The 23,667-nt window shown below is 64.7% G+C and carries 24 protein-coding genes and 2 tRNA genes; 9 read left to right on the plus strand and 17 right to left on the minus strand.

The annotated features are described in order from the left end of the window. The first annotated feature begins 33 nt into the window (after positions 1-33). Positions 34-450, plus strand: coding sequence for a secondary thiamine-phosphate synthase enzyme YjbQ (locus QOL62_RS05875; RefSeq protein WP_283405564.1), 417 nt, complete (start codon positions 34-36; stop codon positions 448-450). A gap of 96 nt (positions 451-546) precedes the next feature. Next, a complete protein-coding gene (locus QOL62_RS05880; RefSeq protein ID WP_103729586.1) occupies positions 547-1,221 on the plus strand; it encodes a CDP-alcohol phosphatidyltransferase family protein in 675 nt (224 codons plus the stop codon). Between the two features lie 49 nt (positions 1,222-1,270). Here the strand turns inward: QOL62_RS05880 and QOL62_RS05885 are convergent, their stop codons facing one another. The 4 genes from QOL62_RS05885 to QOL62_RS05900 all read right to left on the minus strand — a co-directional run bounded on the left by QOL62_RS05885 (position 1,271) and on the right by QOL62_RS05900 (position 5,059). Then, positions 1,271-1,798 carry a CHAP domain-containing protein gene (locus tag QOL62_RS05885; protein ID WP_283405565.1) on the minus strand — a complete coding sequence of 176 codons (528 nt, stop codon included), beginning with the start codon at positions 1,796-1,798 and terminating at the stop codon, positions 1,271-1,273. A 109-nt stretch (positions 1,799-1,907) separates the two neighbouring features. After that, on the minus strand, positions 1,908-3,209 hold the full coding sequence (wecC, locus tag QOL62_RS05890) for a UDP-N-acetyl-D-mannosamine dehydrogenase (RefSeq protein ID WP_103729584.1): 1,302 nt from the start codon (positions 3,207-3,209) through the stop codon (positions 1,908-1,910). Further along, positions 3,193-4,320 carry a non-hydrolyzing UDP-N-acetylglucosamine 2-epimerase gene (gene wecB / locus QOL62_RS05895; RefSeq protein WP_283405566.1) on the minus strand — a complete coding sequence of 376 codons (1,128 nt, stop codon included), beginning with the start codon at positions 4,318-4,320 and terminating at the stop codon, positions 3,193-3,195. The genes wecC and wecB overlap by 17 nt, the downstream gene beginning before the upstream one ends. A gap of 43 nt (positions 4,321-4,363) precedes the next feature. Next, complete coding sequence (locus QOL62_RS05900; protein WP_283405567.1) at positions 4,364-5,059, minus strand: hypothetical protein; 696 nt, start codon at positions 5,057-5,059, stop codon at positions 4,364-4,366. Between the two features lie 135 nt (positions 5,060-5,194). Between QOL62_RS05900 and dcd the strand changes: the two genes are divergently transcribed. From dcd to QOL62_RS05925, 5 genes are all read left to right on the plus strand, one after another. Further along, positions 5,195-5,749: a dCTP deaminase gene (gene dcd, locus QOL62_RS05905; protein WP_103729581.1), complete on the plus strand. Its 555-nt coding sequence runs from the start codon at positions 5,195-5,197 to the stop codon at positions 5,747-5,749. A 59-nt stretch (positions 5,750-5,808) separates the two neighbouring features. After that, positions 5,809-6,426 carry a DoxX family protein gene (locus QOL62_RS05910; RefSeq protein WP_283405568.1) on the plus strand — a complete coding sequence of 206 codons (618 nt, stop codon included), beginning with the start codon at positions 5,809-5,811 and terminating at the stop codon, positions 6,424-6,426. Between the two features lie 74 nt (positions 6,427-6,500). Further along, positions 6,501-7,004, plus strand: coding sequence for a nuclear transport factor 2 family protein (locus QOL62_RS05915; protein ID WP_103729579.1), 504 nt, complete (start codon positions 6,501-6,503; stop codon positions 7,002-7,004). Then, entirely contained in the window at positions 7,001-7,777 is a 777-nt protein-coding gene (locus QOL62_RS05920; RefSeq protein ID WP_283405569.1) for an SDR family NAD(P)-dependent oxidoreductase, read from the plus strand. Before QOL62_RS05915 ends, QOL62_RS05920 begins: the two co-directional genes overlap by 4 nt. After that, positions 7,774-8,238 (plus strand): nuclear transport factor 2 family protein, encoded by a 465-nt coding sequence (locus QOL62_RS05925; protein ID WP_283405570.1) that lies wholly within the window; start codon positions 7,774-7,776, stop codon positions 8,236-8,238. The genes QOL62_RS05920 and QOL62_RS05925 overlap by 4 nt, the downstream gene beginning before the upstream one ends. Before the next feature lie 3 nt (positions 8,239-8,241). On the opposite strand, the gene QOL62_RS05930 is transcribed toward QOL62_RS05925, so the two are convergent. After that, positions 8,242-10,026, minus strand: coding sequence for an SLC13 family permease (locus tag QOL62_RS05930; RefSeq protein WP_283405571.1), 1,785 nt, complete (start codon positions 10,024-10,026; stop codon positions 8,242-8,244). A 124-nt stretch (positions 10,027-10,150) separates the two neighbouring features. Between QOL62_RS05930 and QOL62_RS05935 the strand changes: the two genes are divergently transcribed. Continuing rightward, positions 10,151-10,226 (plus strand) — tRNA-Val (locus tag QOL62_RS05935). A gap of 124 nt (positions 10,227-10,350) precedes the next feature. Beyond that, positions 10,351-10,426, plus strand: a tRNA-Thr gene (locus QOL62_RS05940). Positions 10,427-11,259: 833 nt separating this feature from the next. On the opposite strand, the gene QOL62_RS05945 is transcribed toward QOL62_RS05940, so the two are convergent. From QOL62_RS05945 to QOL62_RS06000, 12 genes are all read right to left on the minus strand, one after another. Continuing rightward, the gene (locus QOL62_RS05945; RefSeq protein ID WP_283405572.1) at positions 11,260-12,795 is read right to left on the minus strand and encodes an AMP-binding protein; all 1,536 of its coding nucleotides are present in this window, start codon (positions 12,793-12,795) and stop codon (positions 11,260-11,262) included. Between the two features lie 3 nt (positions 12,796-12,798). Next, a complete protein-coding gene (locus QOL62_RS05950; protein WP_283405573.1) occupies positions 12,799-14,001 on the minus strand; it encodes a thiolase family protein in 1,203 nt (400 codons plus the stop codon). Between the two features lie 76 nt (positions 14,002-14,077). Then, the gene (locus QOL62_RS05955) at positions 14,078-14,551 is read right to left on the minus strand and encodes a MaoC family dehydratase (RefSeq protein ID WP_283405574.1); all 474 of its coding nucleotides are present in this window, start codon (positions 14,549-14,551) and stop codon (positions 14,078-14,080) included. A 2-nt stretch (positions 14,552-14,553) separates the two neighbouring features. Beyond that, a complete protein-coding gene (locus QOL62_RS05960) occupies positions 14,554-15,336 on the minus strand; it encodes an SDR family oxidoreductase (RefSeq protein ID WP_283405575.1) in 783 nt (260 codons plus the stop codon). Continuing rightward, complete coding sequence (locus tag QOL62_RS05965) at positions 15,337-16,515, minus strand: acyl-CoA dehydrogenase family protein (protein ID WP_283405576.1); 1,179 nt, start codon at positions 16,513-16,515, stop codon at positions 15,337-15,339. Next, the gene (locus tag QOL62_RS05970; protein WP_283405577.1) at positions 16,512-17,570 is read right to left on the minus strand and encodes an acyl-CoA dehydrogenase family protein; all 1,059 of its coding nucleotides are present in this window, start codon (positions 17,568-17,570) and stop codon (positions 16,512-16,514) included. Before QOL62_RS05970 ends, QOL62_RS05965 begins: the two co-directional genes overlap by 4 nt. Next, a complete protein-coding gene (locus tag QOL62_RS05975) occupies positions 17,570-18,475 on the minus strand; it encodes an SDR family oxidoreductase (protein ID WP_283405578.1) in 906 nt (301 codons plus the stop codon). The genes QOL62_RS05970 and QOL62_RS05975 overlap by 1 nt, the downstream gene beginning before the upstream one ends. Before the next feature lie 97 nt (positions 18,476-18,572). Further along, positions 18,573-19,724: an acetyl-CoA C-acetyltransferase gene (locus tag QOL62_RS05980; RefSeq protein WP_283405579.1), complete on the minus strand. Its 1,152-nt coding sequence runs from the start codon at positions 19,722-19,724 to the stop codon at positions 18,573-18,575. Positions 19,725-19,741: 17 nt separating this feature from the next. Next, a complete protein-coding gene (locus tag QOL62_RS05985) occupies positions 19,742-20,674 on the minus strand; it encodes an acyl-CoA dehydrogenase family protein (RefSeq protein ID WP_283405580.1) in 933 nt (310 codons plus the stop codon). After that, positions 20,674-21,837, minus strand: coding sequence for an acyl-CoA dehydrogenase family protein (locus QOL62_RS05990; protein ID WP_283405581.1), 1,164 nt, complete (start codon positions 21,835-21,837; stop codon positions 20,674-20,676). Before QOL62_RS05990 ends, QOL62_RS05985 begins: the two co-directional genes overlap by 1 nt. Further along, on the minus strand, positions 21,837-22,592 hold the full coding sequence (locus QOL62_RS05995; protein ID WP_283405582.1) for an enoyl-CoA hydratase family protein: 756 nt from the start codon (positions 22,590-22,592) through the stop codon (positions 21,837-21,839). The genes QOL62_RS05990 and QOL62_RS05995 overlap by 1 nt, the downstream gene beginning before the upstream one ends. Further along, on the minus strand, positions 22,592-23,665 hold the full coding sequence (locus tag QOL62_RS06000; RefSeq protein ID WP_283405583.1) for an NAD(P)H-dependent flavin oxidoreductase: 1,074 nt from the start codon (positions 23,663-23,665) through the stop codon (positions 22,592-22,594). The genes QOL62_RS05995 and QOL62_RS06000 overlap by 1 nt, the downstream gene beginning before the upstream one ends. Positions 23,666-23,667 lie beyond the last annotated feature (2 nt).

The raw sequence follows: 23,667 nt of genomic DNA on the forward strand, positions 1-23,667 counted from the left end.
ACCGGCGGCGGGTATCGGCAGGATCGTGGCGCAATGAGACAGGCAACGACCATCCTTTCCTTCCAGACAGCGGGCCGTGGCTTCATCGATATCACAACGGCGATGGAGGAGTGGCTCGCGGGAACCGGCATCGGGGAGGGTCTGCTCACCCTGCTATGCCGCCACACCTCCGCCTCCCTGCTCATTCAGGAGAATGCCGCGCCGGAGGTGCGCGTGGACCTGGCGCGGTGGCTGGACCGTCTGGCACCGGAGGACGCGCATTACGCGCGTCACGAGGAGGGGCCGGACGACATGCCCGCACACCTCAAGACGACACTGACGGGAGTGAACCTGCAGGTGCCGGTTCGCGACGGGCATATGATGCTCGGCACATGGCAGGGGATTTACCTTGCCGAGCATCGCCACCGTCCGCACCGCCGGGAGATAGCGGTTCATCTGCTGGGCGAATAGGTTCTCCCCAGCGGAGTGTGCATCCGGGGCGATGAAACGTACGCACGCTGAGGCGGTTTGGGTTGCCAAGACCGCGTCTTGTCACAATAAGGAACCATGCAGGAAAATCGCATCATGCCTCCCGCTCGCATTCAGCGCAACCTACTCGCCATCGGCGAGCGGCGGTTGCTGAACTGGCTGTGCGCGCACATGCCGGGATGGGTAAAGCCCGATTTGCTGACCGCTCTCGGCATGGTCGGGGCCGTCCTGATCTTCGCCGGTTACGCCACCAGCCTCCTGGATGAAGACTGGCTGTGGATGTGCATTCCGGGCTACCTGCTGCACTGGTTCGGTGACTCCATGGACGGAAGTCTTGCACGGTTCCGTCATATCGAGCGCCCCCGCTACGGCTATTTCCTCGATCACAGCTGCGATGGCATCGCCACGTTCCTGATCCTGCTGGGTATCGGCATCAGCCCTTACGTGCGGCTGGAAGTCGCTCTCGTGGCCATGGTCGGGTATCTGCTGATGTGCATGCACGCCTTCCTGGCGGTGCGCGTGCTCGGGGAAATGCGGCTGTCGTACCTCAACGCCGGGCCGACCGAGTTGAGGCTCGTGCTCATCACGCTTACACTCGCCATGCTTCTGCTGGGCGACAAGCAGCGCGACATGACCGCCATGACCGGGTTCGACTGGTTCGTGGGCGGGGTCGGCGTGGTGCTGATCGGCCTGTTCCTGGTGCAGACCGCCAGTTCGGTGCGCAAGCTGGCCGGGATCGAGCCCGCGAAGTAGTCGCTTCTTCGCGGCATCGGAGAAGGCGGCAGTGCCGTCGATCCGAGGCTCAGCCCTGCTTCGATGCGTCCTGGAAAGCGGACATGAACGCCTCCGAAGGCGTGTCCGAAGCTGCCTCCGAAACGAGCATGGTACCATCGCTTCCGGGAGCATAGATGAAGCCGTGAGCCGGGCTGGCGCGTAGGCCCAGCGAGCGGGTGGGGGCATACCACACGCGTACGCTGCTCCAGTCCCCCTTCGTCGAGACATCTTCGGCCATGGCCGAAGTCTCGATCATGCCGGGACGGGACCAGTTCGCGTGATTGAGCAGGACGTGGCGTTGGTCCACGATCTTGCGAACCACCGCCACGTGCCCCACCGGCATCGCGCCCGTAGCCTTGAACACGAGTACGGCGCCGGCCCGTGGCGCCTGGCCCTGTGCGTAGGTGCCCTTGGCCTGTTCCCACCAGCTGGCCGCGTTGCCATGCAGATCGATGGCGGAATTTTCCCGCGCATAGGGGGCGCATTGCAGCGGGCGCGCCGTCGCCGGCTGCACCAGGGCGAGGGTAGCGAGAACAATAGCGGGAACCAATTTCATGTTGCGGAGTTATAGCCGCCGACTGTTTCCGCGAAAGTAATGCTTGGGGAAGTTATCGCTTTCCTGCAACGGTTTGCCGCAGCCGGTTCCCCGTCCCCTTGTTGAACCTTCAGGGTGTGAGCGCCATCGTGGCGCCATCCTCGCGCACGACGCGGGGTTGGTCGGGCCAGATGCCGCGTGTGTCGTAGACCAGCTTGTCTGCGCGCTCCGCGAGGGGGACCACGCGAAAGACATCGTGGTCGACCAGCACGATCAGGATCGCGCAATCCTCCAGAGCTTCATCGATGTCGATCTGCGTGACGCCTGTATCGGTGAATTCGATCGGCAGTTCGGCAGCATAGGGCTCGACGATGGCGATGCGTTCGCCAAACTTGCGTGCCAGCCGGCTTGCCACGAAACGGGCCGGGCTTTCGCGGAAGTCGTCGATGTTCGCTTTGAACGCGAGGCCGAGGCACGCGACCTTGGCCACCGGATGCGCTTCGACAAGCGCTTCAGCCTTGGCGACCACGTGGTGCATCTTGTGGTCGTTCACACCGCGTGCGGTGCGGATCAGCGGCGTGTCCTCAGGTGCGCCATGCACGATGAACCAGGGATCCACCGCGATACAGTGGCCGCCCACGCCCGGTCCCGGTGACAGGATGTTCACGCGCGGGTGGCGGTTGGCGAGCCGGATCACCTCCCACACATCAAGGCCCATGCGATCCGCGACGATGGAGAGTTCGTTGGCGAAGGCGATGTTCACGTCGCGGTAGGCGTTCTCGACCAGCTTGGTCATCTCCGCCGATCGCGCATCCGTAGTGACGCATTCGCCCCGGACAAAACGCTTGTAGAACGCCAGCGCCTTGCGCGCGCAACGCGGGGTGATGCCGCCGATGGAGCGATCGTTGTTGGTCAGCTCCTCGAGGATACGGCCGGGAAGCACGCGCTCAGGACAGTAGGCGATGGAGATGTCCGGCGTCTCGCGCGTGAGCCCGGGGATCTTCAGGTCCGGCCGCATTTCGGCGATCATGTCGCGCAGTTGCTCCGTGGTGCCGACGGGGGATGTGGACTCCAGGATCACGACGTCGCCGTTCTTGAGGACCGGCGCAATGGTACGTGCGGCCGCAAGGACATAGGAGACGTCCGGGGCGTGCTCCTTGTCGAAGGGGGTGGGAACCGCGATGACGAAGACGTCCGCCGGAGCCACCTCCATAGAGGCCGAAAGCAGTCCACGGGCGACGACACCCTGGACCAGACCGTCGAGATCGACCTCCTCGATGTGGATTTCACCGCGATTGATGGTGTCCACGACCTTCTGCGATACGTCGAGGCCGAGCACCTTGCTGCCGGAGCGGGCAATGACGGCGGCGGTCGGAAGGCCGATGTAGCCTAGGCCCACGACGCAGACGGCAGGTTTAGTGTCGGATTTCATTCGCAAGCAGCTCCACGATTCGGCCCGATGCCTGCCCGTCCCCGAAGGGATTGTGCGCGCGCGCCATGGTCTCGTAGGCTGCGCTATCGTCCAGCAGGGTTGAAATTTCGGTAACGATGCGGGCAGCGTCCGTCCCGACAAGCTTTGCGGTGCCCGCCTCCACCCCTTCGGGCCGCTCGGTCGTTTCGCGCATGACGAGAACCGGCTTGCCGAGCGCCGGGGCCTCTTCCTGCACGCCGCCCGAATCCGTGAGCATGACGGTGCTGATCGCCAGGAGCCGCGCGAAGTGCGGATAATCCAAAGGCTCGATCAACGCGACGTTGTCGAGGCCCGCCAGCGCTGCGTTCATCACCTTGCGCACGTTGGGATTGAGGTGGACCGGGAAGATGATCGCCACGTCCGGTCGCTGCGCGATGTGGCGGACGGCCCGGGCGATCTGTTCCATGCCGTCGCCGAAGTTCTCGCGCCGATGGCTGGTCACACCGATGATGCGGCGTCCCGAAAAGCGGTCTTCCAGCTCTGCGAGACCGGAGGCGAGGGAGGGCCTGCGCGCGATTTCGGCCGTCACCCATTGCAGCGCATCGATCACGGTATTGCCGGTCACATGAACGCGTTCAGGCGGGACATTCTCGCGCAGGAGAGCGGCTTGGCTCGTCTGAGTGGGGGCGAAATGCAGGCTGGCCATGGCCCCGATGATCTTGCGGTTCGCCTCCTCCGGCCAGGGATGATAGAGGTTGTAGCTGCGCAGCCCCGCCTCGACATGGTCCACCGGCACCTTGCGGTAGTACGCGGCCAGGGCACCGGACATCGCCGTTGCCGTATCGCCCTGCACGATCACGCGATCGGGCTTCACCGCGTCCATCACGCGGCCAAGCCCGGTGAGCAGGTTGGCGGTGAGCGTATCGAGGGTCTGGTCCGGCTGCATGACGTCGAGATCGTGATCGGGCGTGATGCCGGCGATCTGCAACACCTGATCAAGCATCTGTCGGTGCTGTGCCGAAACGCATACCACGCACTCGAGACGGGGATCGGCCTTCAGCGCGTGTACCACCGGGAACAGCTTGATGGCTTCCGGACGAGTGCCAAAGATGACAAGGATGCGTGCAGTCATGCAAGTCCCGTTACCAGCGGTGTGTTAAGGGCGGGATAAGGCGTCAGCCTTCCCGCGTGTAGCGCCCTTCGATGCTGGCTCCGCCAGTGCAGTAGGGGTTGGTGGAACGCCGCTGCGCCGGATCGGTGTAGGAGAGATCGAACGCGCTCTTCCCTGCCGGTTTCAGGACGAGCATCGGCTCGCCTTCTTCCAGCGAAGTCACCGTCCAGCTGTCCTTCTCGTCGTCCCGGCGGATCACACCGTCGAGGGCACAGGCCGGGCGCCCCTTCGCGGAAAGCGATACGAGAAGCATGGCCTGACCGTCGATGAGCGGGATCAGGCGCACCGGCCCGGCATAGCCCTCGCGCATGAAGCGGCCGGCGCCGAAGGGCAGGTTCGGCATGCGGGAGTTCTTGCCGTCGGCGTAATCCAGCCGCGCTTCCCGCCGATTGAGGGCGCGGGCATGGCAGCGATCGTCGGGGCAATGCCCGGCCCGACCGCGCGCCTGCTGCAGGGCGGCTTCGTAGACGGCGGCGTGCGCCGGTTTGTCGAGCGTCTTCTTCAGCCAATCGAGTTGGGCCTGCTCCCGCTTTCGGAGGTCCGCTTCACGGGCGACGAGTTCGGGCGCGGCCGGACGCGACACCTCCTTCGCGGCCCCGGACGGCTCCGACGCGTCGGGCCCGGTGCCGCAACCGGCCAGGGCGCCAAGCGGGGCAAGTGTCAGAATCAGACGGCGGATGAACGGCTTGGAAGCAATCACGGGGGGGAGCCTATCGCCGGCATCGGGGTAGGGCAATCACTAACCGGACGTTCGCGCACCACCCTGCATTGCGCAACGTGGACAACCGCACAGACAGCCTTGCTAGGCGCGCCGGCATGGGCAATCACCCGGTCCATGGCGATTCTGAGCGACAAGTGGATCCGGACCCAGGCCCTCGAGCACGGCATGATCGAGCCGTTCGTGGAGGCGCAGCGCCGGGACGGGTGCATTTCGTACGGCCTCTCTTCCTACGGCTACGACGCCCGCGTCGCGCCGGAATTCAAGATCTTCACGAATGTCGATTCGGCGGTAGTCGATCCCAAGGACTTCGCTGCCAACTCCTTCGTGGACCGAACGACCGATGTCTGCGTGATCCCGCCCAACTCTTTCGCTCTCGCACGCACCGTTGAATACTTCCGCGTCCCGCGCGACGTCCTCGTCATCTGTCTTGGCAAAAGTACCTATGCGCGGTGCGGCATCATTGTGAACGTGACGCCGCTGGAGCCCGGCTGGGAAGGGCACGTCACGCTGGAGTTTTCCAATACCACACCGCTGCCCGCCAGGATCTATGCGAACGAAGGCGCCTGCCAGTTCCTGTTCCTTCAGGGCAACGAACCCTGTGAGATCAGCTACGCCGACCGTGCCGGCAAGTACATGGGTCAGCGCGGAGTGACGCTCCCCCGCCTCTGAGCGGGAACAAACGGGCTGCACAAGGCTTCTCCCGGCGTACCGAGATCGGGAGACGTGCCGTGTCGAAGATCGCCGCCATCATCGGGCGCATTCTCATTGCGCTTATTTTTATATTCTCCGGGGCTGGAAAGCTTGCTGATCTCTCCGCGACCGAGACAATGATGGTCGCGGCGGGTCTTCCGTCGGGGCTTGCCATTCCAACCGGGCTGTTCGAGCTGATCGGCGGCCTGTGTCTTGCCGGTGGTTTCATGGTACGGCTTGTCGCCGCGCTGCTCGCCGCTTTCACGGCGCTCACGATCCTCTTCTTCCACGGCCAGATCGGCGATCCGATGCAGCGGGTCGAGGCGCTGAAGAACCTCGCTATCATCGGCGGGCTGGCGCTGGCCTTCGCCCATAGCCAGATGTGGAGCCACTACTACGCCATCGCCCGGGAACGCCGCGGCGAGCTGGCGGCCCGCAACGCGGATGAGCGTGTGCGTGACGCTGAGTTGCGCGCCGCCCGTGCGGAGGCCCGCGCGGAAGCGCTGGCGCATGAACGAACCGCGCATGACCGTGCCACGGGCGTTCATGTAGCACCGGTACATTCCTCGCACACCGTGCTTACCGACACGGACCGCGATGGAGTACCCGAAGTCCGCCGTGCCGGCTGGCGCAACCGCCGTTGGTTCGACTGGTAAGCGATCGTCCCCGCAAGGGAACTTGATCTCGTCTCTCCCGCCGCTGACGATGCAGGCAAACGGCGGGAGAGCCCATGTCTCGAGATGATCTGGATGCGCGGATCGCCGCGCTTGAATCGCGGCTGCATGCGGCTGAGGATCAGCTGGCCATTCAGAACCTGCTGATGGCCTACGGTCCGCTTGTCGACAGCGCCTCCGCTGAGGAGGCAGGGAAGCTCTGGGAGGAGGGGGGCGGTTACACCTTCACTCTGCCGGAAGGTGGCGCGAAACGCCTGACCGCCCCGGACGAGATCGCCGGGATGTACACGTGGCCTGGCCATCTCGAGCTTGTGAATACCGGCTGCGCACATCTTACCGCGACACCGCGCATCGCTGTGCAGGGCGATGAGGCCGAGGCGGTCGGCTATTCCGTCGTAATCCTGAAGGAAGAGGATCGCTGGTTCCTCTGGCGCGCGGCCGTCAACCATTGGACGTTGCGCCGGACCGATCAGGGCTGGCGCGTCGTGGAACGGTCAAACCGGGCGCTGGACGGAAGCCCGGAAAGCCATGCCCTGATGCGCAAGGTCATCGCCGCATGATGCGCTTCGCCGGAAGAGTGGTCATCATCACCGGTGCCTCGAGCGGGCTGGGGCCGGTCATGGCGCGGATGATGGCCGCCGAAGGCGCGCGCCTCGTGCTGGCGGCGCGCCGTTTCGAACGTGTCGAGGAAGTGGCGCAGGGCATCGGCGGCGAGGTCGTGGCTGTGCGCGCCGACGTCACCAGCGAGGATGACGTGGCCGCCATGGTCGAGGCTGCCATGCAACGCTGGGGGCAGGTCGACGTCATGATGAACAACGCGGCCGTGCCAGGGGTCGACAAGTTCATCTGGGAACAGACCGTCGATAACTTCATCGACACCTACAAGGTGGACTGCATGGCCGCGATGCTGTGCTCTCGCGAGGTGCTCAACCGCTCGATGATGGCGCGGCGCTCGGGCTCCATCGTCAACTTCTCTTCAAGCGCCGGATGGGACGGCATGGTGCGCAAGGGGCATTATTCCGCTGCCAAGGGCGCCCTGCGCATCCTGACCAAGACGATCGCGCGCGAGGTGGGGGAATATGGCATCCGCTGCAACTGCGTCGTGCCGGGCGCCATCGCGACAGACCTGATGCTGAACTACATGCAGCGCATCGCCGCCGAGCAGGGCGTCAGCGCCGCCGAGGTGGAAGCCGGCATCGTTGCGCCTCTGCCCCTCAAGACCTTCTCCACACCCGAGGATGTCGCTCGCCTCGCCCTGTTCCTCGCTTCGGACGAGGCGCGCACCATCACCGGGCAGTCGGTGAATGTGGACGCCGGGCTGGTGATGTCATGACTCTGGACGATCTTCTGGCGCGCGAAGCTCTCCGCGATCTCGTGGCCCGTTACACCACTGCCGGCGATCGCCTGCGGATAGAGGAGTTCGTTTCCTGCTTCACGGAGGATGCCGTGCTGGAAAGCGAGCGTGTCGCTGCCGACCGGCTGTTCCGGTACGAAGGGCGTGAGGCGATCAGAGCCTGGCAGGAACGGTGGCGCGCAGGCGAGGGAGACACACACGGCGCCACCTTCGTGCGCCATCACCTGTCCACCTCGAAGATCGACCTCCTGGGGCCGGCGACCGCGCAGGGGAGAACCTACTGGGTCGCGTGGACGGACATCGGCCCGGATCACGCGGGTTACTATCTCGATGCGTTCCGCAGGGAGGGTGGCGAGTGGCTCATCGCGCACCGGCGGGTGCGGATGGACTGGGAATCGCCGCAAAGCCTGTTTCGCACTGCCGTCGGCCGCTCCGCCTAGCCCTCAGTGCAGAGGCCAGAAGTGAATGATGAGCGGCGTTCCCAGCACCAGTACCAGCAGGGACAGCGGCGCACCCAGACGTGCGTAGTCGCCGAAGCGGTATCCGCCCGGTCCCATCACCAGCGTGTTGCACTGATGCCCGATGGGCGTCAGGAAATCGCATCCGGCGCCGATCGCGGTTGCCATCAGGAAGGCGTCGGGCTGGTAGCCGAGGTCGCTTGCGAAAACGGCGGAAATGGGCGCCATGACCAGCACGGTCGCGGCATTGTTGAGGAACGGCGTCACCGCCATCGAGGCGGCAAGCACCAGCGCGACGGCACCCCAGGGCGGCATATCGCGGGCGAGCGCCGCCAGCTCCGTCGCCAGCACATCGGACGCGCCGGTGGATTGAAGGGTGCTGCTGACGGGGATGAGGGCGCCCAGCATGATGAGTATCGGCCATTCGACCGCATCATAGGCATCATCAACAGAGAGGGCGCCTGTGATCACCACCAGGCCGGCGCCGGCGAAGAAGGCGGCAGCGACCGGCATCAGTCCCGTTGCCGTCGCGAGCATCGCCGCGGCGAGAATGCCGATCGCGAGCCATCCCTTGCGCGTCGATCCAAGGCCAATCTGCCGCTGCGCCAGCGGCAGCACTCCCAACTGGCGAAGCCGACCGGGCATGGCCGAAAGCGAACCCTGAAGCACGATCACGTCGCCGGCCTGCATCAGCACGCTCGCGGGTTTGACGCGAAGGCTTTCCCCCTGGCGCGAGATCGCGACGAGCCGCAGCCCCATGCGCTCACGCAGCATCAGGCGGCTGGCGGAACTTCCTGCCAATGCCGAACGTGCCGTCACCACCCCTTCGATCACGCCCACGTCGTCGCCAGGCCGGACGGCGGCTCCGGCCTCTTCCTCCTCCTGCCGGCCGCCCGGATCGAGCTGCCCGGCCGCCACAGCGCGCTCCAGCGCGTCCGGCTCACCCGCCATGATGAGGATATCGTTTTCAACCAGCACGAGGTCGGGGCGGACGTCACCTGTCAGGCCGTGGCGCAGGACCGCGGTGACCTCGACCTCGCCATCGTGCTCCTTCATGAACGCCGCGACGGTGCTCCCCACCAGCCGGGAGGTGTCGCGCACGCGCGCTTCGATCGTGTAATCCGATATGTCGAGGGCCTCGCCCATAGCGGCCACCGCGCGGCGGTCCGCCGGGAGAAGGCGGTAGCCGAAACGCAGGAAGACAAGGCCGATGGTCAGGAGGCCGAGCCCCGTCGGCAGGTAGTCGAACATACGGAAGGGTTCGCCCACCATCTGTTCGCGCACGCGGCTGACGATGATGTTGGGCGATGTGCCGACCAGTGTGGTCAGCCCTCCCAGGAGCGCTGCGAAGGACATCGGCATGAGGAACCGGGAGGGGTTCGTCCCGCTGCGGCGAGCCAGCTGGCCGGCGGCCGGCATGAGCATCGCGAGCGCGCCGATGTTCTTGATGAGGCCGGAGGCGAGGCCGACCGAGGCGGTGAGGACGAGGAGTTGCAGGCCGGTGCGCTTCAGCCACTGGCCCGCCCAGGCGACCGCCTTCTCGATGAGGCCGGAACGCTGCACCGCCGCTGAAAGCACGAGCGCGGAGCCGACGATGATGACGATGTCGTCCGAGAAGCCGCTGAACGCCTTATCCGGCTCCACGAGGCCAAGAGCCAGGCCGGCAAGCAGCGCTATGACCGCCGTCACGTCATAACGAAAGCGGCCCCAGATGAAGAGGCCCATCATCCCGCACAGGAGGGCGATCGAAAGGTACTGATGGAAGGTCATTGAACCTCGAAGCGAACGAAAACGCCCGCAGGAAATGCGCGGCGAGCCTGCGAGTGCCCAATTTACTTGTTCAACCATTGACGAGGCGCCCACAACGCGGCAATAGCCCCTTCGCGCAAGGCGCGGGCGGTTAGCTCAGTTGGTAGAGCATCTCGTTTACACCGAGAGGGTCGGGGGTTCGAGCCCCTCACCGCCCACCATTCCAAACAGCATGAGGCATTGCGGGGACACGGCGCAGCCTGCAAATAAGTGCAAAAAAAGTGCACGAAGGCGATTGCACACCAAGCCTTCCCCATGTAAACGCCGCGCCTGCCCGCAAGGGACGCCGCTTTAGCTCAGTTGGTAGAGCACATCATTCGTAATGATGGGGTCACGTGTTCGAGTCACGTAAGCGGCACCACCTTCCCTGAAGTCGTTGGAAAAAAAGCCGCTTCAGGGATTGTCGCTCCGGAACTGTAGCACACAACTGTCGCACAGCAGGGTCCGCGAGGCGGGGCTAAGTTGCTAGCATCTTGGAAGAATTCCAAGATCGCTGTGTGGCACAGTGGTGTCGCACAGGCGGCCTTTGGGACCAGGGCGGCGCGGCGCTGTGTAACAGTACTGTTTGCGAGTGCCCCACGCTCTGATCGCGGCGTCGGCAAGGCGCATTCCATTCGCTCGCTGAAGACGACGGTGCGCGAGGAGGTTCTAGGCGCCGTGCGGAAGGTGGCGTTCGAGGTGGAGGTCGGATCCGAGCGCACGTGCGTTCGCGACGTTTGGAATCCTGCCCCTACAACCACACAGACGAGCCAACAGGGGACGGTGCCGCTTACGATTACCTCAAAGGCTGATGAGCGAAGAAGCACTGCTTCGGGGAACGGAGGAGAGGTGTGCGGTGATCGGCTCTCGGCTCTTCAGAATCTGCCGCCAAACGCGAAGACACGTTTTCCACCCACTCACTCACCGAGTGGCGGCAGAGCACACCGCTGCCGATGGCATCACCTCAATGCCGTGGCCGATGGCAATGAGCACATGAACAAGCTTTCCACCTTGCTGATTTTGACGGGCTTGGAGAGTGGATGTCCCGCAAATCGGCCAGTGGGCTCCTTGCGGAGCCTGAATCACATTGCCGCACGCCAATCCGTGTGTCCCGAGCCTGGGCCGGGGCGCACCAAGCCTGTAGGGAGCACGGCCAGCCCGGCGTCAGGTTCGTACCGACGTTGGCCGGCCCGGATTGACGGTCCGCTCGCAGGTTCAAGTCTGCAGTGCCAGCTTGGTGACCTTGCCCGATGCATTGCGGGGCAGCTCTTCGAGGAATTGAAACTGGCGGGGAACCTTGTAGTTGGCCATGTTCTCACGTGCCCAGGCCAGCAATTCCGGAGCTTCGAGGCTGGCGCCGGGCCGGCGTACGACAAATGCCTTCCCCACTTCGCCCATGCGCTCGTCGGGTACACCGATCACGGCAACCATTGAGATGGCGGGATGCAGGCTGAGGAGTTTCTCTATCTCAGCCGGGTAGCAGTTAAACCCGCCCGAGATGTATAGGTCCTTCTTGCGATCGGTGATGCGCACATAGCCGCGCTCGTCCATGGTGCCCACGTCGCCGGTATGCAGCCAGCCCTCGGAATCGATAGCGGCAGCCGTGGCCTCCGGTTCGTCGAGGTAGCCGAGCATCACGCCTTGTCCGCGCACGATAATCTCACCCGTCTTGCCGCGTGCCACTTCCTGCCCGTCTTCCCCCACGATCCGTACATCGTTGCCGGGGATGGGCGCACCGCAGCTATGAGCGATGAGATCGGCAGGATCGCCCGGGAGGCAGGACGTGATGGTCACGCACTCGGTCATGCCGTAAGCGGTGATGATATCCTTGATGCCCAGTTCGGTGCGGATACGCTCGACCAGAACCGGCGGCACGGTTGCAGCGCCTGTGGTGCCGCCACGAAGAGAAGTGGTGTCGAATGGGCGTTCTTCCAGTTCGTCCAGCAGCATCTGGAAGATGGTGGGCGGACCGGGCAGAAAGTTGATCCGCTGTTCTTCGATAAGGCGCGCCGCTTGGCGAACGTCGAACTGGGCCATGGGGACGGTGACCGCTCCGGCAAGCAGGGCCGCAACCCAGCCAACCTTCAGCCCGTAAGAGTGAAAGAACGGATTGGCGATCAGATAGCGTTCGCCTTCGCCAAGTCGCGTGTTCCTGATCCACACGCCACACTGCGGAATGACCCGGCCGTAGGTCATCAGCACGCCCTTCGGCCTGCCGGTGGTGCCGCTGGTGAAGATGATGTCCGACACGTCGTCGGCCGACAAGGCGCCGAGCATCGCCTCAACCTTCTTGGATTCAAGCTGCGGTGCATCCGCCAGCAGCGCATCCCACCCGTCGTCAAGAAGGAGGATGCCTTTCAGGTCCGGGAGATCTTCGCCCTTGAGCAGGGCCGGATAGTCCTGCCCCAGGAAGCTGCTCACGGTGACCAGAAGCTTCACATGCGCCCGGCCCAGGATATCACCCGCTTCCCGGCCTTTCAGGCGCGTGTTGAGCGGCACGATCGCTGCCCCGCACAGCATCGCCGCGACGGCCGCGACAATCCACTCGCGGCTGTTCGGCGCCCAGATGGCGACCCGCTCCCCGCGTCCGATCCCGCGCGCGGTGAAGGCGCCTGCAGCGCGAATGGACTCACGCCAGAGGCGGTTGAAACTCCAGGTTTCTCCCCGCTCGATCAGCGCCGGGGCATCGCCCCAGCGCTTGGCCGCAACCATCGCAGCATGGGGGATCGTCGAAGGCAGCGGGTCCAGCATCGATCAGGCGACCTCGAAAAGACCTGCAGCGCCCATGCCACCGGCAATGCACATGGAGACGACCACGTATTTCACGCCGCGACGCTTGCCTTCAAGCAGGGCGTGGCCGACGAGGCGGCTGCCGCTCATGCCGAAGGGGTGACCAAGGGCAATGGCGCCGCCGTTGACGTTCAGCGTGTCGGGATCGATGCCCAGCTTCTGCTCGCAGTAGACAGCCTGGCTGGCGAAAGCCTCGTTGATTTCAAACAGGCCGATATCGTTGATCGAGAGGCCGGCCCGCTTCAGCAGCTTGGGAATGGCGAAGATCGGTCCGACACCCATTTCATCCGGCTCGCAACCCGCGACCTGGAAGCCCCGGTAGATGCCCAGGATCGGCACGTTTTCCTTCTGTGCCGTGGCCAGGTCCATGACCAGTTGCGCCGAAGCGCCGTCGGAAAGCTGCGAAGAATTGCCTGCCGTGACGTGGCGACCCTCCTGGATCACGCTGCCGCCCTTGAACACGGGCTTGAGTTCCTGCAGCTTTTCGAACGTGGTTCCGGCGCGAACGCCTTCGTCATGCGCCAGCGTCAGTTCTTCCTTCCCGGCTTCGTTGCCTTCCTTGTCGAACAGCGCCTTGGTGACGGTGATCGGAACGATCTCCTCGGCAAAGCGCCCGTTCTGCTGGGCATCTGCGGCGCGAGTCTGACTGAGGGCGGCAAAGCGGTCCTGCTCTTCGCGCGAAATGCCGTAACGCTCGGCGACGACTTCCGCCGTCTCGATCATCGGCATGTAGGCGTGGGTGTCTGCGGCGATCACCGCCTGCGAGCGGTTGCGGTACGTCGGCTGATGTTTGCCGATGGTGAGCGAGATCGATTCCATGCCGCCGGCGACAGCGACGTCGATCTCGTCCGCGACGATACCGCGCGCCGCCAGGGCGATGGCGTTGAGACCGGAGGAGCACTTGCGGTCCAGTGTGAAGCCGCCGACCGTGTTCGGAAGCTTCGATGCGTGAACCGTCAGGCGTCCCAGATTATAGCTTTGCGTGTTCCAGTGGTTGCCGACGCCGAGATAAACGTCGTCCACCCGCGCCGGATCGATGCCCGAGCGTTCGAGGACGGCGTCGACGACGTGGGCGCTCATCACCGGTGCTTCGGTGTCGTTGAAGGCGCCGCGATAGGCGCGGCCGATGCCCGTGCGGGCGGTGGCGACGATGGCTGCTTCGCGCATCTGATGTTCCTTTGAGCGTGCCGGAACCAGGGCGGAGGGGCGAAGCTCTCGCCGCGCCGCGCGGGTCTGGCGGATGTTATTCGGGGAAGTAGCGGCTGATGGTGTCTGCAACGAGCGCAGGCTTGTCGGCGGGTTGGCCGTCTTCACCTTCAATCTCGATGGTCACGCGGACGACTGACTGGATACCGCCCCGGACTTCCTCGGCCGAAACGATCTCGCTGGTCGCACGGATGCGCGAGCCGGTTCGAACCGGGGCAAGGAAACGCAGCTTGTCCAGGCCCACGTTCACGGCATGCGCGAAGCCGCGCACTTCGATGAGCTGGGGCAGGAACAGATTGATGAGGCTCATGGTGAGGTAACCATGAACGATCGTGCCGCCGAACGGACCGTCCGTAGCGCGCTCGACACCGACATGGATCCACTGGTGATCACCGGTGACATTGGCGAACCCGTCCACCCGGTCCTGGTCGACCCGTATCCAGTCCGTCGGGCCGAGGCGCGTGCCGACCAGCGTGAGCAGGTCGGCGGGCTTATCGACAATCCGGGTCATGCTCAGGCTCGCTGGCTGGAGACCGAGAGCACCTCGCCGGTCACGTAGGACGACAGATCCGACGCCAGGAACATCATCACGTTGGCGACTTCCCACACCTCTGCCGGACGGCCGAAAGCCTCGCGCGAGGACAGTTCGGCCAGCAGGTCGTCGGTCGTCACCTTGGCCAGGAAGGCGTGCATCGCGATGGATGGAGCGACGGCGTTGATGCGCACGTTGTGTTCGGCCGCTTCCACGGCAGAGCACCGCGTGAAGGCCATCACGCCCGCCTTGGCGGCGGCGTAATGCGCCTGTCCCTTCTGCGCGCGCCAGCCAAGGACCGAGGCGTTGTTCACGATCACGCCGTTCTTGCGCTCGTACATGGCAGGCAGGAACGCGCGCGACATGCGGAACACGCTTGTCAGCGTCACGTCCAGGACCCGGCTCCACTGGTCGTCGGTCATTTCGGTCACGGGGACTTCGCCGCCAAGACCCGCGTTGTTGATCAGCACGTCGACCTGGCCGAGTTCACGCAGCGAAGCATCGCGCAAGGCATCGACCTGCGATTGGTCGGTCACGTCGCAGACGAACGTGGCGGGGCGCACGCCGACGTCCGCCGCGATGCGATCGGCGGCTTCGCCAAGACGCCGCTCATGAAAATCGCTGATGAGGACGGTCGCCCCTTCTTCTGCCGCGCGCCGGGCGGCGGAGGATCCGATGCCGGTTCCGGCGGCGGCGGTGATCACGACGGTCTTGCCCTTCAGGAGGCCGCGCGGTTCGGGGTAGTTCGGGATGAAGCCGGTCATTCACTTGTCTCCGCGCGGTTCGCGGGGCATGCCCAGGCCGCGTTCGGCGATCAGGTTGCGCTGGATCTGGTTGGTCCCGCCGTAGATCGTGTCGGCGCGCGAATAGAGGAACAGGTTGGGCAGCGTGTCCCACTCGTAGTTCGGGCTTTCGGTGACCTCACCGAACTGGCCGAGGACATCCATGGCAAGTTCGCCCAGGCTGCGGCGCCAGCTCGCCCACTGGATCTTGTAGGTCAGGGCCGCGCCGTCAACCTTTGAATGGTCGGTATTCGACAGCATGCGCAGGGCGCCATAGCGCATCAGGCGCAGGCCGATCTCGGCCTTGGCGATGCGCTGGCGGATGAGCGGGTCGTTGGCCGAACCGTTCGCCCTGGCGGCCGCGATGATCTCGTCGAGCTCGTTTCGGAACGCCATCTGCTGGCCCAACGTCGAGACGCCGCGCTCGAACGAAAGGAGGCCCATGGCGATCTTCCAGCCTTCGCCGATACCGCCGATCATGCTGTCTGCCGGGCACCGCGCTTCGTCGAAGAAGGTCTCGTTGAACTCGGCATCGCCATTGATCTGCTCAATGCCGCGAACCTCGATGCCGGGCTGGTCGAGCTCCATCATCAGGAAGGTCAGTCCCTTGGGACCCGTGCTGCCTTCCTCGGTGCGGGTGACGACGAATATCCAGTCTGAAATATGCGCAAGGCTCGTCCAGATCTTTTGGCCGCTGACCACCCATTCGTCCTTGTCGAGGCGGCCCTTGGTGCGCACGGAAGCAAGGTCGGAGCCGGCGTTCGGCTCGGAAAATCCCTGGCAGAAGATCGTCCTGCCCGCCGCGATGTCAGGCAGGAAGCGCTGCTTCTGTTCTTCGGTGCCGAAGGCGAGCAGGGTGGGCCCTGCCAGTTCGATGCCGATGTGGTTGACACGGCCGGGAGCGCCCGATCGCGCGTATTCCTCGGCGAAGATCACCTGCTCGGCAAGAGTGGCGCCGCGGCCGCCCCACTTCTCGGGCCAGCCCACGCATGACCAGTTGTGAGCGCCCAGCTGCTGCTCCCACTCCTTGCGGCGTTCAGCCTTGGCGGTGAGGGTGGTGATGCCCTTGATGTCCTTGAATTCGCCATTCATCTGACCGTTCAGCCATTCGGCGCATTCCTTGCGGAAGCTCTCTTCTTCCGGCGAAAATCCCAGCTTCATGCGGTCTCTCCCAGGACCATCTTGGCGATTTGTTCACGGTGCCAGTTGCCATCGCCCAGCATCGACTGGAGCGCGCGGGCACGCTTGAAGAACAGGTGGCAGTCATGCTCCCAGGTGAAGCCGATGCCGCCATGCAGCTGCATCATGTCCGCAGCGCAGCGAAAGGCGGTATCAGCCGCGAAGCTTTTCGCGGAATGCGCTGCGAGCGCGGCCTCTTCGGCACCTTCGTCGATGGCGCAGGCGGCCCAGTAGACGGCGGAACGCGCCTGTTCGATGTCGACCATCATGTCCGCGACGCGGTGCTTGTAGGCCTGGAACGAACCGATCGGCCGACCGAACTGCACCCGTTCCTTCGAATAGGCGACGGTGCGGTCAAGCGCCTCCTGCGCCAGGCCCAGGGCCTCGGCAGCAACGGCGACAAAGCCGGCCTGATGTGCCGCCTGCATCGCTTTGCCCGCATCCGCCAGGGGTGTTCCGCGCACTGCGTCAAGCGTCACGCGGGCATAAGGGCGGGTCTGGTCCATCGTCGTCAGCGGCATGACCGTCACGCCCGGCGCATCGGCGGCGACGACCCAGCCTTCACTGTTGCTGGTGACGACGAACGTCTGCGCGCTGGCGCCGTGCAGCACGAACTGCGCAGTGCCGGAGATGGCCCCATCGCTGCCCGCGAAGACGGGATCATGGACATAGGCCGCAATAGTCTCTCCAGTGAGCAGGCCGGGCAGGATATCCTGCTGCTGCTCGGCAGTGCCACCGGCGGCGATCGCCTTGGCGCAAAGGACGAGCGAGCCCAGTTGCGGCAGGGCGGCAACCTGCGACCCGGCGGCTTCGGCGATGATCGCCAGTTCTACGAGGCCAAGCCCTGCGCCGCCCAGTTCCTCGGGAATGCTGACGCCCGCAAGGCCCAGTTCATTGCAGAAGTCGTTCCACAGCGCGCGATCGATGCCGTCCGCCGCCATCGCCTTGCGCGTGCGTTCGCTGGTGGCGTTTTCGACGAAGAAGTCGCGGGCGGTGTCCGCAACCATCCTCTGTTCGTCAGTGAAGGCAAATTCCATCAGGCAGTCCCCCAAACCTTGCGCGGAGCAACCCGTTCGGCCAGCAGCTTGTCGACTGCCGTGCCGACATCGGCGGGTTCCCAGCGGGCGTTCTTGTCTATGACCGGGCCTTCGCGCCAGCCGTCCTCGATCATGATCCTGCCGCCTTCCAGTTCAAAGACGCAGCCGGTCACATGGGCGGATGCCGCGGAACCGAGCCAGACGACGGCAGGTGCGATGTTGGCCGGGTCCATGACGTCGAAGTCCTGGCCTTCGGTGGCCATCTTTTCAGCGAACGCCTGTTCGGTCATGCGCGTGCGTGCCGAAGGAGCAAGAGCATTGGCAGTGATGCCGTAGCGGCCGAGCTCTGCGGCCTGCACCAGTGTGAGCGAAGCGATGCCGCCCTTGGCCGTCGAGTATGCCGACTGGGCGATCGAGCCCTGAAGACCGGCACCACTGGTGGTGTTGATGATGCGTGCGTCGGGGTTGCGCCCTTCCTTCTGCTTGCCGCGCCAGTAGTCGACCGCATGGCGCGAGACGCAGAAGTGTCCGCGCAGATGCACGTGCATGGTCGCGTCCCATTCGTCGAGCGTTGCCGACACGAACATGCGGTCGCGCACGATACCGGCGTTGTTGACGACGACGTGAAGGTCACCGAATGCCTCGATCGCGGCATCGACGATGCGCTTCGCCGCGTCCCAGTCAGTGATGTCCTCGTAGTTGGCGATTGCCTTCCCGCCGGCCTCGATGATTTCCTTGACGACGGCATCCGCAGCGCTGGTGTCGCGCCCTTCGCCACCGAGCGAAGTGCCGATGTCATTGACGACGACGTTGGCGCCCTCTGCGCCGAAAGCAAGTGCATAGGCCCGTCCAAGGCCCCGGGCTGCCCCGGTGATGATGACGGTACGATGATCGCAGATACCCATTCAGCTTTCCTTGCCTGCCATAGTGTCCTGCATTCGGGCGCTGGCTTCACCGGCCATTACTTTGCGCCCGAAAGCCTTCCTTGTTGCCGCGATCCGTTCAGAGGCGCTCGACGATGGTAACGTTCGCCTGACCGCCGCCTTCACACATCGTCTGCAATCCGTAGCGTCCACCGGTACGCTCCAGCGCGCCCAGAAGGGTGGTCATGAGACGCGCGCCGGTCCCCCCGAGCGGGTGGCCAAGTGCAATGGCGCCGCCATTCACGTTCACTTTCTCATGTGGGATCCCAAGCTCCTTCATCCACGCCAGCGGAATCGAAGCGAAAGCCTCGTTGCATTCGAAAAGATCGATGTCGGCAACGCTCATGCCGGCTTTCTTCAGCGCGTGCCGGGTGGCGGCGATCGGAGCGGTCAGCATCCACACCGGGTCGTCGGCACGGACCGACAGATGGTGGACGCGGGCACGGGGCGTGAGGCCATGGTCCTTCACCGCCCGTTCCGAGGCGATGAGCATCGCTGCCGCGCCGTCGCAGTTCTGGCTGGCGACACCGGCCGTTACGCGTCCGCCTTCCATCACCGGGTTGAGACCCGCGAGACCTTCGAGCGTCGTTGTCGGACGAATGGTCTCGTCCTTTTCCAGGCCTTCGAGAGCGACGATTTCCTGTGCGAACCACCCCGCATCGGTTGCTGCCTGCGCGCGCTCGTGGCTGGCGAAAGCGAACTCTTCCATTTCCCGGCGGCTGATGTCCCACTTCTCGGCAATCATTTCTGCCGACTTGATCTGGTTGAGCGCGCCGGACCCGTAGCGCTCGACCCAGCCCTTGGAGCCGGTGAACGGCTCCTCGAAGCCATAGGGCTGACCGGCCAGCATCGCGGCTGAAATCGGAATCGCGTTCATGGCCTGGCTGCCGCCGGCGACGACGAGGTCCTGCGTGCCCGACATCACGCCCTGAGCCGCAAAGTGCAGGGCCTGCTGGCTCGAGCCGCATTGCCGGTCGACGGTGGTGCCGGGGACGTGTTGGGGCAGGCCTGCAACCAGCCACACGGTGCGACCGATGTCTCCCGCCTGCGGGCCGATCGTATCGCAGCAGCCCCAGACGACGTCATCCACGGCATTGGCATCGATGCCGGTACGCTGCACCAGCGCCTTGATCGGGTGAGCGCCGAGGTCAGCCGGGTGAATGTGCGCCAGACTGCCTTTCTTGCGCCCAATCGGCGTGCGCACGGCATCGATGATATAGGCCTCGGGCATTCTCTTGTTTCTCTCTCTCAGGCGAAGGTATGTTCAGGGCCGATCGGCATGGCCTCACCGATGACGGCATCGTCGATGCGTTTCATGTGGAAGCCGCGCGACCCCCAGGCGCCGGAAAGTGCCCAACTGCGCTTCATCCAGAAATGGAGGTCCACCTCGTAGGTGTATCCCATTGCACCAAAGACCTGAATCGCGGTCTCGGCCGTCAGGGTCGCCGCATCGGTGGCCGCGATCTTGGCGTGGCTGACGTGATAGCTTGCCGTTTCAGCACCCTCCTGAAGCGCATGGGCCGCGCGGGCGAGGACCGGGCGGGCAAACTCGATCGCCAGTGAGCAGCTCGCAAGCTGGTGCTTGATGGCTTGGAACCCGCCGATAGGCTGGCCGAACTGCGTACGCATCTTGGCGTAGTCCACGGCGAGGGCGAGCATGGCCTCGGCCACGCCTACTAGCTGGGCCGCGCTCATCAGCGCACCGAGATCGAGCAGGTACGGGTCACCGGTTGATGCGGAAGGCGCGGTCGTCAGGTTGCGCAGCGGATCGACGCTCTGCAGCGGAGTGCCTTCGCCATCTGCCACCCACGGGTTGATGGCGTGGGGTAGGCTGACCTTGCGTTCACCTGCAGCAATGGCGGCAAGCGCTTCGTTGTCTCCCGAACGCTGGAGCCAGGGCACCGCAACGAAGGCCGTGTCGACCAGCGGTTCGGAAACGCAGGCCCGGCCGCACTCTATGGCGATCGGGATCGCATCGACAAGGCCAAGGCCCATGCCGCCAAGTTCTTCCGGAACGAGCAAGCCGGGCAGACCCAGATCGACAAGGCCCTGCCAGATCTCCGGATCGCGGTTGCCTTGTTCGTCGAGCCGCCGCAGCACTTCGGGTCCATGCATGCCGGTCAGATAGTCGCGCACCCCCTCGGCGAGCAGCAGCTGATCTTCGGTGTAGCGGAAATCCATCAACCTGCTCCTACCCGCGGCAGCCCGAGCAGGCGTTCCGCCGTGATATTGCGCTGTACTTCGTTGGACCCGGCGTAGATCGGCCCCGAAAGCGAGAACATGTAGCCTTCCAACCACTGGTTGATGCTGCCATCGCCCATGTGCTTCAGTTCCGCAGCCGCGCCGAGCAACTGCATGGCCGCACGGTGCAGAGAGCGATCCAGTTCGGACCAGAAGATCTTGTTCAGGCTGGCCTCGGGACCGATCTTGCCGCCGGCCATGATCCGGGCCGCGACGGAGTAGGTGTTGTAGGCATAGGCCTGTGCACCCATCCACGCCTGGAGGACGGCCTCGCGCACTGCGGGGGAAGCTTCCTCGTGATCCGCGCGGTACAGTTCGACCAGGCGCTTGGCCGCAGCCTGGAAACGGCCGGGAGAGCGCAGCATCAGCCCACGTTCGAAGCCCGCCGTCGCCATCGCGACGTTCCAGCCCTGGCCTTCGCCGGCGAGGCAGTTCTCGACCGGGACGCGGACCTCGTCGAAGAACAGTTCGGCGAAACCTGTTTCGCCATGAAGCTGACGGATCGGACGACGCGTGATCCCCGGCGTGTTCAGATCGAACAGGATGAAGGTCAGGCCCTTGTGGCGCTTGCTGTCCGGATCGGTGCGGAAGATGCCGAAGCCCCAGTCCGCGAAAGCGGCACGGCTCGACCAGGTTTTCTGGCCCGTCAGGACATAGTGATCGCCATCGCGAATGGCCTTGGACGAGATCGCCGCCATGTCGCTGCCGGCACCGGGCTCCGACCAGGCCTGCGCCCACATCACTTCGCCGCGCGCCATGGGCGAGAGGAAGCGGGCCTTCTGTTCGTCGGTGCCGAATTCCATGATCGTCGGGCCGAGCAGGAAGATGCCGTTCTGGTTGGCGCGCAGCGGCGCTCCCGCACGGTAGTATTCCTCTTCGAAGATCAGCCACTCGATCAGGTCGAGGCCGCGTCCGCCATAAGCTTCGGGCCAGGTGACCATGCCCCAGTTGCCGCTGGCGAGCGTGCGCTCCCATTCGACGTGCTGGTCATAGCCTTCGCGGCATTCGAGCGTGACGAGCGGCTGCTTGGGCACATGGGCCTCGAGCCATTCGCGCACCTCGGCGCGGAATGCATCTTGCTGGGGAGTGTAGGCCAGGCCCATCAGAACGTCGCCGCCTTCCCCGTCGCCACGAACGCGTCGCGGCTCTTCTGCGAATCCTCGTGCATGTACATTTCCAGAGTGAAACCCTGTTCCCAGCGGTAGCCTCGATCGACATCGCGCGGTTCGAGACCGTTGAGTGCCTCCTTGGCAATCACGAGCGCCTTGCGGCTCTTCGATGCGATGACTGTGCAGAAGGCGCGGGCTTCTTCCACGAGCGCTTCGGGCGCGACGACTTTCTCGATCGCGCCCAGTCGATACGCTTCTTCCGCCGGGATCTTGCCGCCGGTGAAGAAGGCCGCACGCACCTTGTGAAGCGGCAGCATGCGCGAGAGGTGGCTTGCGCCGCCCATCGCGCCGCGATCGACTTCCGGCAGCGAGAAGTAGGCATTATCCGCAGCGATAATCGTGTCGGACGCACCGCAGATGCCGATGCCGCCGCCGATGACGAAGCTGTGCACGGCAACCACCACCGGCACTTCCGCATCGCGGATCGCCTTGAAGGTAAGATAGTTGCCACGGTTCAGCAAAGTGATCCGCTCAGGATGCGCCTGCATCTCCTTGATGTCGACGCCACCGCAGAAGCCGCGGGAGTTCTCGGCGGCGCGGATCAGCACGCAGTTGACCTCGGGGTTCGCGGCGGCCGCACTGACGATTGCGGGGATCGACAGCCATGTCTCGCTGTCGAAAGCGTTGACCGGCGGAACGTCAAAGACGATTTCCGCTATTCGATCCTGGATGGTGCATGTGATCGGCATCAGGATTTGTCCTGTCCACATAGCGCGCCAACGCGCGCGCGCGCTTCAGATTCGATTTGGGAAAGCAACTCGGCGCAGGTCGGCAGATCCTTGAGCCGTCCGGCCACGGCGCCCGTGGCCATCAAGCCGTTCTGTGCGTCGCCGCCAACGACCGCGCGCTGGATCATCATCGGCGCGGCTGCAGCCATCATCGCCTGGGAAAGTGGCATTTCGCCGTGCGCGGTCATGCCGCGGGCCGTGGCGATAACCTGAGCCCAGCTCATGCCGGTCTGGCGCTTCATGTCCATCCCGGCTTCAAGGGCACGCTTCCACATCGCCACCTTGCCCGCCTTCTCGATCCGGCCGAGCAGCGGATTGACGATCATGCGCTGCGGCAAACCGTCGACTTTGGTGGAAACGATGATGTCACCCGTTCCCGCTTTGACGTAAGCGGCTTTCGGGCCGGCTGGGACCGGGCTTTCGGCGGTCATCAGGAAACGCGTACCCATGGCGATGCCGGCAGCGCCCCAGGCCAGAGCCGCCGCCAGTCCGCGCCCGTCGCCAAAGCCGCCGGCGGCGACGACGGGAACGTCGACGGCATCAAGCACCTGCGGCAGGAGGATCGTGGTCGGAACGGCACCGGTATGGCCGCCGCCTTCGCCACCCTGCACGGTGATCATGTCACAGCCCAGGGCGACCATCTTCTCAGCGTGCTTCACCGCGCCGACAGTGGGAATGCAGATGATCCCCTTGTCGCGGAAGCTGCCGATCATCTTTGCATCCGGGCCACGCCCGAAGCTGACCGCGCGCACGCGATCGGCGTTCTCCAGGATGATCTGGACGATCTCGGCGGCGCCGGGCTGGAAGCTGTGGAAGTTCACGCCGAAGTTGTGAGGCGTCATGTCGCGCAGCCGGGCGATGCCTTCGCGCACTTCCGTCGGGGCCATGACGGCAGCGGCCAGGAAGCCGAAAGCGCCCGCGTTACTGGATGCGGCAACGAGCTCGGGCTTCGCAACCCAGCCCATCGCGGTCTGGATGACCGGAAGGCGGCAGCCGAACCTCCGTGTGAGTGCGGTTTCGAGAACGTCTGTCATCG

The sequence above is a fragment of the Novosphingobium panipatense genome (assembly GCF_900182875.1).
GTDB lineage: Bacteria > Pseudomonadota > Alphaproteobacteria > Sphingomonadales > Sphingomonadaceae > Novosphingobium > Novosphingobium panipatense.

Excerpts from the sequence above, each read along its gene's own strand:
- QOL62_RS05875 (WP_283405564.1), top strand. The coding sequence starts at position 34 with ATGAGACAGGCAACGACCATCCTTTCCTTCCAGACAGCGGGCCGTGGC.
- QOL62_RS05880 (WP_103729586.1), top strand. The coding sequence starts at position 547 with ATGCAGGAAAATCGCATCATGCCTCCCGCTCGCATTCAGCGCAACCTA.
- QOL62_RS05885 (WP_283405565.1), bottom strand. The coding sequence starts at position 1,798 with ATGAAATTGGTTCCCGCTATTGTTCTCGCTACCCTCGCCCTGGTGCAG.
- wecC (WP_103729584.1), bottom strand. The coding sequence starts at position 3,209 with ATGAAATCCGACACTAAACCTGCCGTCTGCGTCGTGGGCCTAGGCTAC.
- wecB (WP_283405566.1), bottom strand. The coding sequence starts at position 4,320 with ATGACTGCACGCATCCTTGTCATCTTTGGCACTCGTCCGGAAGCCATC.
- dcd (WP_103729581.1), top strand. The coding sequence starts at position 5,195 with ATGGCGATTCTGAGCGACAAGTGGATCCGGACCCAGGCCCTCGAGCAC.
- QOL62_RS05915 (WP_103729579.1), top strand. The coding sequence starts at position 6,501 with ATGTCTCGAGATGATCTGGATGCGCGGATCGCCGCGCTTGAATCGCGG.
- QOL62_RS05920 (WP_283405569.1), top strand. The coding sequence starts at position 7,001 with ATGATGCGCTTCGCCGGAAGAGTGGTCATCATCACCGGTGCCTCGAGC.
- QOL62_RS05925 (WP_283405570.1), top strand. The coding sequence starts at position 7,774 with ATGACTCTGGACGATCTTCTGGCGCGCGAAGCTCTCCGCGATCTCGTG.
- QOL62_RS05930 (WP_283405571.1), bottom strand. The coding sequence starts at position 10,026 with ATGACCTTCCATCAGTACCTTTCGATCGCCCTCCTGTGCGGGATGATG.
- QOL62_RS05945 (WP_283405572.1), bottom strand. The coding sequence starts at position 12,795 with ATGCTGGACCCGCTGCCTTCGACGATCCCCCATGCTGCGATGGTTGCG.
- QOL62_RS05950 (WP_283405573.1), bottom strand. The coding sequence starts at position 14,001 with ATGCGCGAAGCAGCCATCGTCGCCACCGCCCGCACGGGCATCGGCCGC.
- QOL62_RS05955 (WP_283405574.1), bottom strand. The coding sequence starts at position 14,551 with ATGACCCGGATTGTCGATAAGCCCGCCGACCTGCTCACGCTGGTCGGC.
- QOL62_RS05960 (WP_283405575.1), bottom strand. The coding sequence starts at position 15,336 with ATGACCGGCTTCATCCCGAACTACCCCGAACCGCGCGGCCTCCTGAAG.
- QOL62_RS05965 (WP_283405576.1), bottom strand. The coding sequence starts at position 16,515 with ATGAAGCTGGGATTTTCGCCGGAAGAAGAGAGCTTCCGCAAGGAATGC.
- QOL62_RS05970 (WP_283405577.1), bottom strand. The coding sequence starts at position 17,570 with ATGGAATTTGCCTTCACTGACGAACAGAGGATGGTTGCGGACACCGCC.
- QOL62_RS05975 (WP_283405578.1), bottom strand. The coding sequence starts at position 18,475 with ATGGGTATCTGCGATCATCGTACCGTCATCATCACCGGGGCAGCCCGG.
- QOL62_RS05980 (WP_283405579.1), bottom strand. The coding sequence starts at position 19,724 with ATGCCCGAGGCCTATATCATCGATGCCGTGCGCACGCCGATTGGGCGC.
- QOL62_RS05985 (WP_283405580.1), bottom strand. The coding sequence starts at position 20,674 with ATGGATTTCCGCTACACCGAAGATCAGCTGCTGCTCGCCGAGGGGGTG.
- QOL62_RS05990 (WP_283405581.1), bottom strand. The coding sequence starts at position 21,837 with ATGGGCCTGGCCTACACTCCCCAGCAAGATGCATTCCGCGCCGAGGTG.
- QOL62_RS05995 (WP_283405582.1), bottom strand. The coding sequence starts at position 22,592 with ATGCCGATCACATGCACCATCCAGGATCGAATAGCGGAAATCGTCTTT.
- QOL62_RS06000 (WP_283405583.1), bottom strand. The coding sequence starts at position 23,665 with ATGACAGACGTTCTCGAAACCGCACTCACACGGAGGTTCGGCTGCCGC.